The sequence below is a fragment of the Enterococcus sp. LJL99 genome, assembly GCF_054871725.1.
On the sequence record NZ_JBTXLT010000002.1, the window covers coordinates 64,493 to 80,542 of the forward strand.

15 protein-coding genes are annotated in these 16,050 nt (G+C 30.1%); 13 read left to right on the forward strand and 2 right to left on the reverse strand.

The window, feature by feature from the left end:
• Nucleotides 1–31 precede the first annotated feature (31 nt).
• The 6 genes from ACYSNW_RS03440 (at nucleotide 32) to ACYSNW_RS03465 (ending at nucleotide 7,438) form a co-directional block, all read left to right on the forward strand.
• On the forward strand, nucleotides 32–2,023 hold the full coding sequence (locus ACYSNW_RS03440) for a heavy metal translocating P-type ATPase (protein ID WP_461743057.1): 1,992 nt from the start codon (nucleotides 32–34) through the stop codon (nucleotides 2,021–2,023).
• Nucleotides 2,024–2,241: 218 nt separating this feature from the next.
• A complete protein-coding gene (locus ACYSNW_RS03445) occupies nucleotides 2,242–2,874 on the forward strand; it encodes a FadR/GntR family transcriptional regulator (protein WP_461743058.1) in 633 nt (210 codons plus the stop codon).
• Nucleotides 2,867–4,030, forward strand: coding sequence for an MFS transporter (locus tag ACYSNW_RS03450; protein ID WP_461743059.1), 1,164 nt, complete (start codon nucleotides 2,867–2,869; stop codon nucleotides 4,028–4,030). The genes ACYSNW_RS03445 and ACYSNW_RS03450 overlap by 8 nt, the downstream gene beginning before the upstream one ends.
• A gap of 153 nt (nucleotides 4,031–4,183) precedes the next feature.
• Entirely contained in the window at nucleotides 4,184–5,704 is a 1,521-nt protein-coding gene (locus tag ACYSNW_RS03455) for a hypothetical protein (RefSeq protein ID WP_461743060.1), read from the forward strand.
• A gap of 329 nt (nucleotides 5,705–6,033) precedes the next feature.
• Nucleotides 6,034–6,633: a PepSY domain-containing protein gene (locus ACYSNW_RS03460; protein ID WP_461743061.1), complete on the forward strand. Its 600-nt coding sequence runs from the start codon at nucleotides 6,034–6,036 to the stop codon at nucleotides 6,631–6,633.
• 547 nt (nucleotides 6,634–7,180) lie between these two features.
• Nucleotides 7,181–7,438, forward strand: a complete 258-nt coding sequence (locus ACYSNW_RS03465; RefSeq protein ID WP_461743062.1) for a hypothetical protein — start codon at nucleotides 7,181–7,183, stop codon at nucleotides 7,436–7,438.
• A gap of 233 nt (nucleotides 7,439–7,671) precedes the next feature.
• On the opposite strand, the gene ACYSNW_RS03470 is transcribed toward ACYSNW_RS03465, so the two are convergent.
• Nucleotides 7,672–8,061 (reverse strand): hypothetical protein, encoded by a 390-nt coding sequence (locus ACYSNW_RS03470; protein ID WP_461743063.1) that lies wholly within the window; start codon nucleotides 8,059–8,061, stop codon nucleotides 7,672–7,674.
• Nucleotides 8,062–9,181: 1,120 nt separating this feature from the next.
• On the opposite strand from ACYSNW_RS03470, the gene ACYSNW_RS03475 reads away from it, so the two are divergent.
• The gene (locus ACYSNW_RS03475; protein ID WP_461743064.1) at nucleotides 9,182–9,535 is read left to right on the forward strand and encodes a hypothetical protein; all 354 of its coding nucleotides are present in this window, start codon (nucleotides 9,182–9,184) and stop codon (nucleotides 9,533–9,535) included.
• 312 nt (nucleotides 9,536–9,847) lie between these two features.
• Here the strand turns inward: ACYSNW_RS03475 and ACYSNW_RS03480 are convergent, their stop codons facing one another.
• Complete coding sequence (locus ACYSNW_RS03480) at nucleotides 9,848–10,087, reverse strand: hypothetical protein (protein WP_461743065.1); 240 nt, start codon at nucleotides 10,085–10,087, stop codon at nucleotides 9,848–9,850.
• Nucleotides 10,088–10,402: 315 nt separating this feature from the next.
• Here ACYSNW_RS03480 and ACYSNW_RS03485 point away from each other — a divergent pair, with 315 nt between their 5' ends.
• The 6 genes from ACYSNW_RS03485 (at nucleotide 10,403) to ACYSNW_RS03510 (ending at nucleotide 14,952) form a co-directional block, all read left to right on the forward strand.
• Entirely contained in the window at nucleotides 10,403–10,951 is a 549-nt protein-coding gene (locus tag ACYSNW_RS03485; RefSeq protein ID WP_461743066.1) for a sigma-70 family RNA polymerase sigma factor, read from the forward strand.
• Nucleotides 10,941–11,708: a hypothetical protein gene (locus tag ACYSNW_RS03490; protein ID WP_461743067.1), complete on the forward strand. Its 768-nt coding sequence runs from the start codon at nucleotides 10,941–10,943 to the stop codon at nucleotides 11,706–11,708. The genes ACYSNW_RS03485 and ACYSNW_RS03490 overlap by 11 nt, the downstream gene beginning before the upstream one ends.
• A gap of 56 nt (nucleotides 11,709–11,764) precedes the next feature.
• Entirely contained in the window at nucleotides 11,765–12,994 is a 1,230-nt protein-coding gene (locus ACYSNW_RS03495; protein ID WP_461743068.1) for a peptidoglycan bridge formation glycyltransferase FemA/FemB family protein, read from the forward strand.
• A 479-nt stretch (nucleotides 12,995–13,473) separates the two neighbouring features.
• Nucleotides 13,474–14,190, forward strand: a complete 717-nt coding sequence (locus tag ACYSNW_RS03500) for a hypothetical protein (RefSeq protein WP_461743069.1) — start codon at nucleotides 13,474–13,476, stop codon at nucleotides 14,188–14,190.
• 231 nt (nucleotides 14,191–14,421) lie between these two features.
• On the forward strand, nucleotides 14,422–14,688 hold the full coding sequence (locus ACYSNW_RS03505; protein WP_461743070.1) for a hypothetical protein: 267 nt from the start codon (nucleotides 14,422–14,424) through the stop codon (nucleotides 14,686–14,688).
• A gap of 141 nt (nucleotides 14,689–14,829) precedes the next feature.
• The gene (locus tag ACYSNW_RS03510; protein ID WP_461743071.1) at nucleotides 14,830–14,952 is read left to right on the forward strand and encodes a hypothetical protein; all 123 of its coding nucleotides are present in this window, start codon (nucleotides 14,830–14,832) and stop codon (nucleotides 14,950–14,952) included.
• Nucleotides 14,953–16,050: the final 1,098 nt, after the last annotated feature.

Sequence of the window (16,050 nt, forward strand, 5' to 3'; positions counted from 1 at the left end):
TAGTTAAGAAAATCAAAGGAGGAAAAAGAAGATGGAAAATGTAAAAAAGCATGATCACGGTATATCAGAACATGGAGGAGGATGTCAACATCAGCATGATAATCATAGTCATGATCACAATCATGAACATGGACATTCTCACAACCATAGTCATGGTAAATCACCTATTTATTTATTTTTCTTGGGTCTAGCTTTGTTTATTGTTGCACTATTTTTAGAAAAAAGTAGTTTGATTCAAGATGCTTTATTTCTATTGGCGATGGTTACTTCAGGCTATCATATTATTGGTGAAGGAATTGGCGATACAATCAAAAATACAATTGCAAAAAAGAAATTTTCACCCAATGTTCACATTTTGATGACATTAGCAGCAATTGGCGCAGCAATTATTGGCAACTTTGAAGAAGGAGCTTTATTGATTTTAATATTTGCTGCAGCTCATTTTTTAGAAGAATATGCTGAAGGAAAAAGTAAACGTGAAATTACTAATTTGTTAAAAATGAATCCAACAGAAGCTAGACTAATTCAAAAAGATGGTGAATTAAAAACAGTTAGCGTGGATACATTAAAAGTTGGTGATCAACTTAAAGTATTGAATGGTGATCAAGTACCTACAGATGGAGTGATTTTATCAGGGGTAACTTCGATTGATGAATCTTCAATCAATGGCGAAAGTATGCCACGAGAAAAAACGGTTGGCGATGAAGTATTTGGTAGTACAATTAATGGCAATGGCGTATTCACGATGGAAGTGACAAAAGATAGTAAAGATACCGTTTTTGCTAAAATTCTACAATTAGTCAATCAATCTCAAGCAGATCTATCAAAAACAGCTACTAAAATTCAAAAATTTGAGCCTATTTATGTAACGATTGTATTGATTTTAGTACCATTATTTATACTGTTAGGACCAACAATTTTTAATTGGAGTTGGGCAACTAGTTTCTATCGTGGGATGGTTTTCCTAATTTCAGCTTCTCCATGTGCGCTTGCAGCTAGTGCGGTTCCAGCTACCTTATCTGCTATCTCCAATTTGGCGAAACAAGGTGTATTGTTTAAAGGTGGTTCATTTTTAGCAAATCTTTCTGAAATAAGAGCAATTGCATTTGACAAAACTGGAACTTTAACTGAAGGAAAACCAGTTGTTACAGATTCTTTCTTTGAACCACAAAACAATCAATCTGAACAAGAATTAATTGATATTTTAGTAGCAATGGAAAAAACGGCGAATCATCCATTGGCGAATGCTATTTTACAAAAATTTACTAGCAAACAAACGTTAGAATTAGAAGTAACAAATGAAATAGGAAAAGGTTTGCTATCAAAGATAGATGCAGTAGATTACCGAATTGGTAAACCTGAACTATTTCAAAATCTCTCTGAAGCAATCGTTTCAAAAACAAAAGAATATAGTCAAGCAGGTAAAACGGTCGTCTATTTTGCCAAAAACGATGTTGTTGTTGGTTTGATTGCTATGATGGATTTACCTAATGAACAAGCGAAACAAGTAATCGAATATTTTAAAAATCAAAAGGTTCATACCACAATGATTACTGGTGATGCAGAATTAACGGGTCAAACGGTTGCTAAACAGCTTGGAATTGATGAAGTAATTGGGAATGTACTACCAGAAAATAAATCGGCAATCGTTAATGAACAAGAAAAACGATTTGGAACTGTAGCAATGGTAGGAGATGGAGTCAATGATGCTCCTGCTCTTGTAGCCGCAAATATAGGTGTTGCAATGGGAGAAGGAACAGATATTGCGATTGATGTAGCAGATGTTGTATTAATGCAAAATAATCTAACGAAACTATCCTATGCACACTTTACTTCTAAACGATTGGATCGTATTGTACGACAAAATATTATTTTTGCAATGGGAATTGTATTGTTGCTTGTTACTTTAAATATTTTTGGGAAAATGGATATAGCATTAGGTGTGGTTGCTCATGAAGGAAGTACCTTTGTTGTTTTACTAAATGGTTTACGTTTATTAATCCCGAAAAAAATGCAAAACTGATAATAACGTTAATCCCCAAAAATTATACTGTATTGCGATGAAACTATTCGCCACTATCGTTTTTAGACACTTTCTAATAAAATTGAATCATTTTTTATAATAGATTTAAGAGCAAAAAAATCGTTCAAATGACTTTTTTCTTGCTCTTTTCTTTTAATCTGATAAATGATATGATGAATTTGTAAAGGTCGGATGAATCGAAAGGGGAATAATTAGTTATGAAAAATAGAAATCTCGTTGAAGAGACAATTACAGCGTTAAAAAAATATATTGACGATCAAAAGATGATTATTGGAACAAAACTGCCAACCGAAAAAGTTCTTGCTGAAAAGTTTAATGTCGGTCGTTCGACGCTCAGAGAAGCGGTAAAAATTTTACAATATGCTGAGGTATTGGAAGTGAAACAGGGATCGGGAACATTTGTTAAGCAAACAAATGATGCAAAGAATTGGGTCAAAGATTTAATGGAAGCTAGGGAAACTATTGAAATTGCGGCTGCCAAGTTAGCATGTTTAAATCGTTCAGAAGAAGAATTGTTTTCATTGAATCAAGCTTTATTTAAAAGAAATCGATTATTAGCAATGGGAAAATTTTCTGACTATATTGAGGCAGACTTAATCTTTCACCAACTAATTGTTAATGCCAGTCATAATTTGATTTATATTCGCTGGTATGAAGAATTGCAACCAATACTAAAAAATTGGCTTAGTCAGTTAGCGATTGATCCAAAATCTTATCAAGACAATACTAAAGTGCATGAAGAAATATTTCATGGAATACTAATTCAAAATCAAGAGGAAGTAGTCAATGCTATTATAAAAAATAACAGGAGTAATCATATTGATGAATAGAAATCAAAGCAAAAAGTTAGGGTTAATCTTTTTTGTTGCCTTTAGTTTGAGAATCGGTATTTCTTCCATACCGCCTTTACTTCCAGTTTTGAAAAAAGAGTTACTAATTACAGAAATCGAAGGAAGTTTTTTAACAAGTATACCAGTTGTTTGTATGGGGATATTTGCTTTTTTAGTTCCTTATATACAAGAAAAACTTGGTCGGAGAAAAGGAATTTATTATTTTTTACTACTACTTTCTTTGGGAATTTTATTAAGAGCAATTGCTAGTAGTTATTATAGCTTACTTTTTACGGCGTTTTTAATAGGAATCGCCATAGCGATTATTGGACCGTTACTATCTGGTTTTATTAAATTTGAGTTTCCACAAAAGGTTGGTTTAGCGATTGGTGTTTATTCATTGAGTATGGGAGTTGGTGCAGCATTTAGTTCAGGATCAATTACTCATTTGACTCAGTGGTTAAATGGACAATGGAATGTAGCACTGGCTTCTTTTTCAATTATTACACTGATAGCGGCGTTTGTCTGGTATAAAATGACTGAAAATGTCGGCTATGAAGTTGTAAAAAAAGAAAAAGAGCCGTTGCCTTTACACAATTTACAAGCTTGGAAAGTCACGCTATATTTTGGTTTACAATCTGGAATATTTTATGGAATCACAACTTGGATTAGTTCCATCGCTTACAATCGAGGGTTAAGTTTAAGCGCAGCTAGTTATCTTTTAACTTTTTATACCTTAATTCAAATGAGTGCTAGTTTTTTCATTCCTTTTTTGATGGATTATTTTGGTACTACTAAAAAATGGTCTTTTTTTAGTAGTTTATTTGTTTGTTGCGGTATTATCTTTATGTTGAGTACAAATTCTTATCTGTTATTTATATTTGGCGTCTTTTTTGTAGCTTTAGGGTTAGGTGGATTGTTTCCAATAGCACTATTATTACCGATTCAATTAACAAATTCTGGTAAAGAAGCCAGTTCTTGGACAAGTATGGTTCAATCAATTGGCTATATCATTGGTGGATTAATACCTGTCTTAATGGGCGTTTTGGCTGAAAAATCTACTATTCGATATGCTTCGCTATGGTTTTTGTTAATTTTAGCTATTTTATTAATCGGAATAAATTTTAAATTAATTGGTAAACAACACAAAAAATAAGACTATTAGAAGATTAACTCTTCTTTATTCAATTTTTATCAAATATTTATTCGTATATTTAATAAAACGAGAGCATTTTTTTCATTTTATAGGTATAATGAAATAGAAAAGTTTAATTTTATTATAAAAATACATATAGAAAAAAATGAGGAAGTGAGTACCATTAGTAAGAAGCAGAATAAAATAGAAAATAAATCTGTTTTTCTATGTAAAGATATTGATTATCAGAATTTGGGACGAGAAGTTTATGCTGATAATGTAGAAACCCCTTTTTCTTTTTATTTAATAAGAGAATTAAAGTTAGCTAGAGATTATCAAAATTTAGCTGAAGGTGAAGCTTATTTCGATGCAATCTGTGATAGTTGGGATGCAATTGATGATTTCGATGACTTAGTTGTTAAAAAAATCTATTTATATGTTGAAACTGAAGTTATGTATTATTCTTTATATATCGGAAGTTTTAAAGCAACACGAAGTGATTTACGTTTTCGATTAAAAGAATGGTTAGCCAGTATCAAGGTTGATAAAAAAGATCGTTCTTTAGCGACGAATAATGGTATCGTTGATTTCCCTGAAATGCAAAATGTAATGAAACAATTGTTGGAAACATCTAATGAAATTTTCCGTTTAAGAAGAATAATCAATGATTTGAATACAACACTTGAAAACGAAAGAATGGAGAAACGATTAGCGAATGCTGCAGATAATCCAGTCATTTCAAGAAGTATTCGAACCATTCATTTAAAACGTGCGCAACCTTTAATCTTAGAGGATGAAGAAATGGAACAGGAAGATTATGTAGCACCGATTTATTCAGCTATTGATGAAGAAGAGTTGTCAGATGAATCAGCAGTTACTGAAACAGGAGCGTTAGCTGAACAGAATTTGGATGAGGCGGTTAGCGAAAAAAAGTCGCAGGCTGGATTGACGAAAGCCGAGTCAATCCAAGGAAATACCACAACAGAAGACAAAGCTTACGTATCTCAAGAAAAAGAAAATGATGAGCTTGACGATGCTACCTCTGACCCTGTTCCGGTAAAATTGATGTATAAAAAGGTTACTAAGCGAAAAACAGAAGATGATTTCCTTAAAGAGGACGATGAGGCTGAAGCAGACGCACTAAATGAAGTTGAAGAGATGTTTGATTTGAGTTTGCTTGTCTTAAAGAAACAGTATGGTAGCGTATTGACTATGCAAGATAGCCAAGCATTTTTGACTCAAGTGAAGTTGCGGGAAACAGTTACAGCACCTAAAAAACCATTAGATGAACAACAACAAGAATTGAAAAAAATGGAAGATAATATTTATCTTCATTTTATGAATAAACGTGTTCGAGGATCATCTAAAAAGAACAGTAGCCCTAAAGTGAAGCTATCACGATCAGAGTTTTTTACGCAAATAACCCAAGCAGGTTACTTACATTATTCTTGGGGACAAGTCTTAAGACAACGTAATGAAGATTTATTGATTTGTGGTCGTTTAAGTAGCGCTCATTTGGTGAGTAATTTAGATTATTTCTTAGCTGAATTAAAAGATATCGGTAAACGTCGCTCTTTTTTTAGAAAAAAAGTTAGTTGTTCAAGTGATATGCTTCGCCGTTTGGAAGGCTATATTTTGATGGATCAATATATGCAAAAATTAAGTATGTTACCAGTTGAAGAAGAAAAAAGATAGACAATTCTAATTAAAATCATTTAGTAATAAAGCTATAAATGGAATGATTCTAGGTAGTTTCTGAAAATACTTGCTACTACCTAAGGATATTCTACTTTATATGTTCATTCTAAATGATTTTTTTGTATACAGAATGTAGACGAAGTTCTTTAGTGAATTGAAATAGCTGGGAAATTTTTGTCATTGGCTTGATTATTCTTTATTATAATTTCAAGATAAAAAATCCGACTTTTTATGGTGTTATAAATCCGTCTAAAGATGGATTCTCAATCATTTATCATTGCGTATACTATATGTATAAAATAAATAAATGAATGTAGAAAAATAATATGAAAAAAATAATTTTTGGAATGACAATTTTGACAACAGTAATGGTTTTTGCAGGCTGTTCAACAAATAAAAAAGAGAAAGCTACTGAATCAACAAGTCAAGTAAAACAGGAAATCACAACATCTAGTGAAAGTAGTTCTGTTAATCAAAATGATTCGATTGCTATTTCTTTAGACCAAGCGTTAGCCACATATGATGAACAGTATCCAAATACAACCATTGTTTCATTGGAGTTGGAAAAGTCTTTTGGTAACTACTATTATAAAATAGAAGGAGTAGATAATTCTAAAGAATACGAAATAAGTATTAACGCAACGGATGGAACGCTAAAAAAAGAACGTGAAGAAGCGTTAGATCTTGATGAGCAAAATGGTGCTAAGAAGAAAGCTGATGCAATTGATACGAAAAATTTATTATCTATTAAGGAAATCAGTCAGTTAGCTGAAAAAGAAATTGGTAAGGGAAAAGCAACAGAATGGAAACTTGAACAAGAATTAGGTGTTACTTATTGGGAAGTGAAAGTTGTCGATGGACTCAATGATTATGAAGTGAAAATAAATGCTAAAACAGGAGAAATTCTTGAGCAATCTGCAGATTAAATTAGATTGTTGTTAGTAAAAAAGAAAAGCTAAAAATTCTTGAAAGCAAATGTTTTGAGACTTTTTTAGCTTTTTAGTTGTGTTTGAAAGTGATAGAGAAAATCAATCTCTTATGGTTAGTTCATTTTATGAGGTTGGGACAAAAAGCGGTTAGCTCCGAGAATCAAGTAGGTACGATGCATCATCGAATCACTACGTTCTTCGTGATTTATCGCAATAAGAAGGAATTTCCGAAAATGACAAGAAACACGAAAGGTTTCCTTTCGCTGTTGAATGATTCCTACTTGGTGCTTTTCAAATTTAAGGGAAATTATCAAAGAAATTACAAAAAAATATGGAACAAAAAAACAGGATTAACAAAATTCGTTTTGTTTTTTCGGTTATTTATTTTTTTATATCCTTTTAAAGGTAGATTTTAATTTTATTTTATCCGTTAAACAAAACGTATTCGCTTAATTTATTAAGAAAACCTTAAATGTTTTTGTAAATAAAAAGAAATCGATAACTAGTGTTATAATAAAGACATCAAAACAGTGAGGTGAGTATCATGACAAATTATGAAGCAAAAGAAGAAAAAGCATTAGACAAGATTGTAGCTACTTTAGGTAAACTGGATGATACATTATCAGAATTAGATACACTAGACAATGATGATAAGAAAAAACACGCAATCAAAAAATGGTTTGAAGAAAAGAAAGCCATTCATGAAATTAAAAAGATTGCGCATGAAGCTGGTAAATATGAAAATTATGATGAAGCTGAGTTAGATCAAGCAATCGATTATATCAATTCACTTGATTTCTAAATAGATTCGCCTATAGTTTAACAGGATTTTACAAACTATAAAAAGTAAGGATTTAAACGACTGATACAAACAGCCATATTGTAATAAGCGACAAGAAACACGAAAGCTACCGTTCAATATTGAATAGTAAGCTTTCGTGTTTTGTATTTTTTTGATTTGTCGTATATTTTCTCGGCGATTGACACCTTTGTTTTGATTTCCTCACTCGCTTTTCATATTAATAATCCAAGTTATTAATCGCTGTTTGATTCATACCCATCTTGATTTATATAGTTTGGTGTATCTGAAAATTTTTTCAAGTTCAAAACTCTATCTTCTATGTTTTGATCAAAATAAAAAAGATCTTTTCCGTCTTGATATAGAAATAATGTTTGTTTTCCATTATCTAAAAGGTAAGCATTTCCATTAGACTTATAAATTTCACCTGTATCTACCACTCTTGACTCAACATATTTAGTATATTTATCCCCATCAATTACAAGTTGAACTAATTGAACAGAATCCTCAGCTTGGTAACTACCTTGAATAGTAGCAGTTTTATTTTTGGTGAAATAAACAAATAGCAGCAGTAGGATAATTAAGGAAAGGCATGCATTAATAGCAATAAGTAGTTTATTTTTCACTATTCCAAAACTCCTTTGTATTATAAACTAAAGAATACAATAGTTGAAACTAGGTGATTTTCATCTATTTAGTTAGATTTTCAACGAATAAGGTTATCTAAAAAAGTATCAATTAAACACGTTTAAGCAAAATAACAAAAAGCTATTCTAATTCTTACTACGGAAACGAGTTAAGTATCTTTTTCTGAATTTTTATAATTTCCAAAAGTAGCATAGGTAGGGATTAGTAGGACTGTCAAAAATATACCAATCCATTTGAAGACAGTAAATACTTTTCTCAAGAAAAACACCTCCATTTACTATGAACCAACATATTTTAAAAAGTAGAACAGGCTAATCTTTTTAGTTTCCCAAAGATTTAAGGAATTTGTGTTTTTATTTATAATTGTAGGATTTAATTGATAATAGTTTTAAATTTTTCTCAGCCTGATTCACATGAACGATTTCCGAATTGAATGCTTTTTTAGGGAATCTCTGAATCAAAACAGTGCATCTTAAATAACGATTTGGATTTGTAAAAATATTAGTAAAAAAACAATCAAAATTATAAAAATCAAAATTATAAAGTAGAAAATTTTTCATTTCATAGAAATTTCCTTCTCGGTAATTTAATAGCCTGATTTCGTACAAAAAAGCGCTCTATTGTAACAATAGTTTAAGGTATATCATGATGAAAGTAAATGGTGGATTTGGAAAACTTTTAGACGAATTAATTTAACTAGGGAAAATAGATAATAAAAGAATGAATCATTTAGCGGTTAAAATGTAAGTTACAATTTTCTTTGATTAAGGGTGTATAAATTACTTAAAATCAAGGGATTGATGTATTTTTAATATGTTATTATTTATCATAAAGATGACTAGTAATTCTTTAAATAGACTGAGATAAAACGATTAATTTTGCTAGATAGGTTATAAATAAACACTTAGAATCAACCAGTTGAATGAAAGATAATTATTGTGGGTACGTTGCAATAAATAGTGTTTACAAGATTACCGTAATTTTGAATTTGTTATGTTGTTTGTTTTGTTTTATAATAAAAAATAAGAAGTTTTACTGTGTTTCATCCGCAGGTTTGTTGTAATTTATAAGAAAATTAGTTTGAAAGAAGGTATCCTTATGAGTGATAGAGAAAGACAACAAAAATTTGCTCAAAATTCAACTATTAAAAATAGTGAATATGATCGACAAAATACTAATATCGTAGGGCGCACTCATACAGATAATTTTGGAAATATATTGCCAACGGATTTTAAAAATATAAAAGGTGTTGAAGTTAAAAAGTTAGTTATAAATATAGTTAGTGTTGTATTAGGAATTTTATTTTTCATCTACATAGTTCCTATTAGTAAATTAGTTGTAAGCGAGAAATTTTATTCAGGTATGTTATTTTTATTTATTTCGTTACTTATTTCTGTCTTCTTTGTCTATTTAATCAATTTTTTTGGAAAGCGAATTTTTAAAATCAAATAAAAATCTTTAACTCAGAAGAGAGTGGAACAATAGTCAGAACAAATCTGATTATTGCCCCGCTTTTTTTGTATGTAATGAAAGAGGCTATGGCTGATGCAAAAAGTGATTAGTTCTGAGAATTAAGCCGAAATTGTTGTAAAACACAGCGAATGGAACGAGCTGATATCGCACAATACCTACTTGGTTACCAAAAATTTGAGAAACAATTTTCGACAAGTAGCACAAGACATTCCCACTTTTTTATCAATCATTCTAGATTTCTGTTAGAAAAGCTATCATTGGTTAAATTTTTTTATACTTAAAAAGTCTAGCCTAGAGCTCTTTAGTTGAATTTGCAAGTATATAGTCTAACGGTATAGTCTGTTTATTTACTTTAATTGACCCATCTTTTAATATAGTGAGATTGCTTCCCATCCAAGTCATGGCTATTGGGACAGTTTCAGAAACAATCGAAAGATATTTAGTTGTACCATCAGTGAATAAAATTTTTAAACGCAAGTTAGGTAACAGTGAGGCTTCAACAGGAATACGTTTTTCATTAAGATTACTCATATAAATCCCTCCATTTTCTTTTAATTATAACATGAGAAGGGTATTTTGAATGATTGCTTTTGTGTTGATTTAGCAGGAAAGTTTAATTTACATAGTATATAAACGAATCTTAAAGCAAATAAATATGTTAGGAGTTATTTTGTATTTTCGCACTCTTTTTTTTACTGAGATTTAAGTACGATTAGCAAGGAAATTTTGTTCGAGCGTGTATAATTTGATTCGATTGTGAATAAAAGTTTAATTTTTTATTAACACTCAAAAAAACAGAAACTTTTATATGTTTTTTCGCTACTAATAGGGTGAAAGGAGATAAAAATGGTTGAAATGACAGATGAAGTACTTCAGTTAGTTAGAAAAGCGAGAAAAGGAAATAGTGAAGCGTTTGAAATTCTTTTAAAAGAACAATATGAATATATTTATCGAACTGCTTACCATTATGTAAGTTCTGAGCAAGATGTTTTAGACAGTATTCAGGAAGCAACGATTGAGGCATATAAAGGATTATCTAAGCTAAAAAATCCTCAATTTTTTTATACGTGGTATATTCGTATCTTAATAAGAACTGCTTCAAAAATAGCTGAAAAATCAAATAGATTTAAGGAAACAAGTATAGATAATTATTTAGAAAGTATCCATGTTAGTCAAATAAGTCAGAAATCAGAACAACAAATAGATTTAATGAATTCTTTTGAAAGAATTGAAAAAAAATATCAAGAGGTATTACAACTTTATTATTATCAGGAGTTGACAATAGAAGAAATAAGTCAATTATTGAAAGTTCCAGTTGGTACCGTAAAAACAAATTTATTTAGGGGAAAAGAAAAATTAAGGATTATATTGGGAGATGAATACTATGACCGATAATTCAAGAAAAGTTATAAAAGAAATAAATTCGACGATTTCAGTTTCAAAAGAGAAAACATTTAAAGCGATAGAAACGGGTATTTATTTAGCTGAAAAAGAAGTGATTAAGAAAAGCAGGAAAAAATATTATTTTATTGGCTTGGTTGCTACGGCAATGTTAACAGTAACTACTATGCAAGATTCTACTATTGTGGATGCTATAAATGAATTTGTAGGTGAAATTGGCGCTAAATTAACCAAAATAAAATCGAAAGATTCTCTAGAAGTGGTACCAGAAAATATAAGCTATAGCAGTAAAGTAGTTGTTTATTCTGAAACAGAACCAACAATTACCGATTTTAAGTCATTAACTGTTCTTAAACCAATCAACCTTGAGAAAGAAATGAAGATTACAAAAGAATTGTTAATGAAATTTAATTGGATTGTTTTAGATAACTATGAAAGTGATGAATTCGTTTTAAGTATCGTCCAATCATCGTGTAGTGTGTGGAACTTTGAGAATGAACAAGTAAAGATTTCGACATTAAATACCGATACAGGTTTACAGATCCTAGATAAGGATGACTCAATTGTTGCGTATTCTATTAGAGGGAACAATTATGAAGAAAAAATTACATTAGGATCAGGAACAGAACTAGGCGGCAAATATGAACTAAGTATTGTAAATGGTTTATTAGTGATGTTTCCCAATGATGGTTATGATCATCAAAAAGAGCGACAAAGAGTTTTACAAGCAGTAGAAATTACGCAAAAATGATTTAAAAAAATAAAAAAGGTCGCTCTAAAGAAGAATATTTAAGGGAGTTGGTTAGTATGAGACAATTGGTAGAATTGACAGATAGAGAGTTTGATAAATTTGCTAAAAAACACGAACAAGGTAATTTTTTGCAATCAGTTGAAATGGCTAAGTTGCTTATCAAGCGAGGAAAAAACGTTTTTTTTCTAGGCATGAAAGAAGATAGTCAAGTAGTAGGTGCTGCACTACTATTTAGTTCACCACTAAAAATGGGGCAATCTTTTTCTATCTATGGAGGACCTTTATTAGATTATTCTAATAGTCAACTATTAAATGACTTTTTGAATGAGGTTCAATTATTTATAAAAAAACATAAAGGATTGTTACTAGATTTTTCACCAAATTTGGTTTACCAATTTCGAAATGATGATGGGACGCCTTCACTTTTAAGTGAGGTTCAGAAAAATGTAAATCAAACTATTATAAAGTGTAATTTTCAACATGATGGAATTGATTCTGGATACAGCAATAGTAGTCCAAAAGTAATTTATACAAAAAATTTAAATGAGTTGTCAGAGAAAGACCTCATAAAAACTTACCATTCTTCAACAAGAGCAAAAGTGAATAAAGCAGCTAAAAGTAACATGATTATCCGAGAATTATCGCGAGAAGAATTACCAAAATTCGAGGCAGCTATGAAGCATACGGCTACTCGTTGCTTTTTTTCTGACAAAGGATTAGATTATTATAAAGCTTTGTATGATTCTTTTGGAGAACAAGCACATTTTATGGCAGTAGAAATAAATTTTTATGACTATTTTCAGCAGTTGATGAAAAAAATAATTGAGTTACAGCAAAAAATTGATTGTTTGGAGAAGCTTCCAAAGTATGCAAGTAAACAAAAAAATATGCAAAATGAACTACAGAGGTTGGAAAAATGTTTAGCAACAGTTCATGATTTTGTCAAAAATGAAAATCAAATAGAGATATTAGCGGTGGGTTTGTTTATTGAACGTCCTCAAGAAATGCTTTTCTTATTCGGTGGAATGTATGATCAATATAAAAAGATCCTCTCATCTTCTTACTATTTGCAACATATAATGATGAAAAAAACGATACAAAAAGGGATTCCTCGTTATAATTTTTATGGAATTGAAGGAGTTTATGATGGTAGTGATGGAGTTTTAAATTTTAAGAAGGGTTTTGGTGGTATTGTTGAAGAAAGATTAGGTAATTATATTGGAATAACACAACCAGTTAAGTACAAAATTTACCGAACAATAAAAAAACTGATAAATAATAGCTAATTTTTTATGATATGTCTTATATGGAATAAAGTATGAGGCATATTTTTTATTTACAGATTACTTTTTAGAGAATTTAGTTAGTAACGAAAAATCGATGTAAGATAAAAAAGTAGATTGACCTTTACCAAACCAATTTTTTAATTCAATAGAATGTAAACAAAGAGAAGTTTGTACAGCAAAATAAATAAATACTTATAGAACAGCGTATTGAGTTATTTAGTTTAGCTTTGAATAGAAGTGTAATTTTCAAGGAATAAACAATAATTTTCGAATATAATAAGAAACTTAGAATCAACCATTTGATGTTAAATGATTCCTTCTTAGTGATTTTCAAATTTTTGTAAATGGTCGTTTATTTCTTGAATTTCAGTGTTTCTGAAACAAGCAAGCGCCAGTTAAAAAAGATTTTATCGAAATTGCTAAAATAAACAGTATCGAATACAATTGAAGTATTAGTTAAACAGTAGGGGGGATTGCTGATGGGGTATGAGGTTGATTTGTATTTTTATGATAGAAGGATGGAAGAGTCTTTAGGTGGTACTAAAAATTACATTCCCTTTTTCTGGGCGTATCTTTTTTATATTAATGATTACGACGTAACTTGTGCTGAAGCAATTTATATGCCTGAGTTATTGTTGGATTTAGATGGGAAATTTACTATTGAAAGTGATTTTGAAGGGGATCTTTTACTATGCTGGAATGAGTTTATCGAGTTGCTATTATTTAAAAAACAGGATTCTTCATGTTTATCTTTAAACTTAAATGACTATTTGTTAGCAGGATATGATTGGGATAAATTACAGACAATCGAAGAGGTTTCAAGCGCTGTAACTGCTCAATTAGAATATACAATAGAAGCGTTTGATTGTACAAAAATCAGCGAAACTGGATTAATAGGCTATATGGATCTCAGTGATTTTCAATGCAACACAATTATAAAGCTAAGTAATGAAAAAAATATATATAAAGATGAAATTATGCTTAAAAATAACAAGCAAACTTCTTTTATTGCTCCAAAAATTAAGGCGGTTTTGTTAATAGTTATCATGATGCTAATCGCAATTATCTTTGTGCCTTTTAGTGTTAGAGAAATAATTGTTAGTAGTAAATTATTAGGCTTTTCTAATTTATTTTTGTTCGGTTTCGGCACGCCATTAGTAGTCAAGGAGCAAATAGAAATAATTAAGGCTCAATGATTATCTATAATGATAGAAGCTTAAATTTTGTAGTGTCGTTTGAACGTGGGGGAGACAAAAGTAAAAAAACGCTTTTGTTTTATCTTTTAAAACCAAAAAAATGGTATCAAACAATCAGGATTTCGGCAATTTCCCAATCTCTTTATCATTTTGAAAAATTATACGACAAGTTGGAACGAGAGAGCTATTCGAGAATAATAATTCGAAACACTAAAACATGGTGTGACTGTTTTGGATACAGCACTTATTTTGAAAAGAAAAAAAAGAGATGGGGAAAAATTGACAGAAGAGCAAATCGGTTCTCTTTTGCATGACTCATCTATCATTGAAAAAATAATTTCCGAAACTTACCGAACAAATACGTTTACAGGTCTTAGGAAACTTGAATTTTTATTGACAGAACTTTCAGAGATTCCTATTACAATAAAACTTGAAAAAACGCAAAAAATGTTAACCGATTTAATTGATTGTACTAAAACAGATTCCGGATTTCTTTGACAGGAAGTGATAGAGGTATTCTTTATTGCCATCATGCTATGATTACCCTTCTGATGATAAGGTTCAATGAAAAAAATTGGCTGAACATGGCGTCAATTGGATTTTTGCTCATCAAATCAGAAAAAAAGGAGAAGAATGCGGTTGCGTGGAACTGATTTATTTAAACGATTTGATTGTGTTGGCCAAACCCCTTGTTATGATGGCTTAGTTAAATCAATGAAGGCTTTATTCGAGTATAAAGCTACTATGGAAGTAATGAAGTGATACAAAAAAAATGGATTCTGGACTTGAATATATACTTAAGCATAATCTCTGTAAAAAAATGAATAAATCAGTGGAAATCGAAAGTGATATTACTAAATTATTCTATCCTTATCCATACAGAACAAATATCATTGAAATTTTGACCATAGTCAAACGTGAAGGATATCTTTTGGTTAGATGCCCAAATTATTTTGGAAAGGAAAAGAAAATCTAAAGGGATATTTGCTCCAGAAAAAGTATTTATGATCAGTTCATGAGTTCCCTTTGATGAAGTAAAACAAACTGGTGAATGGATTACCGAAGAAATTAATTACATTTTTCAAAAATAGAGTAAGTTATTAAAGAAATAATTCAAAGACAAACGAATTTATTGCTAAGAGTGAAAATAGATTCGTTTGATTTTTTTGAAACGAAGAAGAAATAGGCCTATTTCAAAGGGGGGCGTTGAGATGATAATTAAGCAAAATATAGATAAAATTAATAAGTATCATGATTCTGAAATTATTGGTTTGGATTATAAAAAGTCAGTTTTAAACATACTATTAGTTACATTCCTAATAATTCTAGTTATTTCGAAAATAATGAAATTATTTTTTCGAAAGTTAGCTATTTAACTGTCCTTCAATCGCCTAATTTTGGGAAAAATTATTGTGATTGCATTGAAAAGTGGCAAAGAAAAAAGATAAAGTATTTGAATCAGTTGATTTCAAAAGGTACGCTTGAATTTCTATACATAGAAAAAAAGAGTAACGACTATCTAATAAAGTTATTTTGGTCTTCCGATTATCAGAAAAAGCATTATAAAAGAAAGTATATTCTTCTGTTATTTACTTGCGCTAACTAGATACTTTCTATTAAAAATCATGAAGAAGGTGGGGTAGGCAATGATTGATGATTTAGTGAAATTAGTTTCGTTTATTTTTATTTTGTTTCTGCCATTTATCAGCTATAGAAATTGGAAACTGGAATCTAAAAACAACCGTAGAAGAGTTTATTATTTTTGGAAAATTTTATTCATTATTAGTATTATTTTTCTAATTGCCATTTTACTTCCTATCTTAATCTACTTTTTAATTATTTAGTGAAAGACAGCGAGTG

What these genes read in the sequence shown, in the direction of transcription:
- ACYSNW_RS03440 (WP_461743057.1), top strand. Translation starts at nt 32, where the DNA reads ATGGAAAATGTAAAAAAGCATGATCACGGTATATCAGAACATGGAGGA.
- ACYSNW_RS03445 (WP_461743058.1), top strand. Translation starts at nt 2,242, where the DNA reads ATGAAAAATAGAAATCTCGTTGAAGAGACAATTACAGCGTTAAAAAAA.
- ACYSNW_RS03450 (WP_461743059.1), top strand. Translation starts at nt 2,867, where the DNA reads ATGAATAGAAATCAAAGCAAAAAGTTAGGGTTAATCTTTTTTGTTGCC.
- ACYSNW_RS03460 (WP_461743061.1), top strand. Translation starts at nt 6,034, where the DNA reads ATGAAAAAAATAATTTTTGGAATGACAATTTTGACAACAGTAATGGTT.
- ACYSNW_RS03465 (WP_461743062.1), top strand. Translation starts at nt 7,181, where the DNA reads ATGACAAATTATGAAGCAAAAGAAGAAAAAGCATTAGACAAGATTGTA.
- ACYSNW_RS03475 (WP_461743064.1), top strand. Translation starts at nt 9,182, where the DNA reads ATGAGTGATAGAGAAAGACAACAAAAATTTGCTCAAAATTCAACTATT.
- ACYSNW_RS03480 (WP_461743065.1), bottom strand. Translation starts at nt 10,087, where the DNA reads ATGAGTAATCTTAATGAAAAACGTATTCCTGTTGAAGCCTCACTGTTA.
- ACYSNW_RS03485 (WP_461743066.1), top strand. Translation starts at nt 10,403, where the DNA reads ATGGTTGAAATGACAGATGAAGTACTTCAGTTAGTTAGAAAAGCGAGA.
- ACYSNW_RS03490 (WP_461743067.1), top strand. Translation starts at nt 10,941, where the DNA reads ATGACCGATAATTCAAGAAAAGTTATAAAAGAAATAAATTCGACGATT.
- ACYSNW_RS03495 (WP_461743068.1), top strand. Translation starts at nt 11,765, where the DNA reads ATGAGACAATTGGTAGAATTGACAGATAGAGAGTTTGATAAATTTGCT.
- ACYSNW_RS03500 (WP_461743069.1), top strand. Translation starts at nt 13,474, where the DNA reads ATGGGGTATGAGGTTGATTTGTATTTTTATGATAGAAGGATGGAAGAG.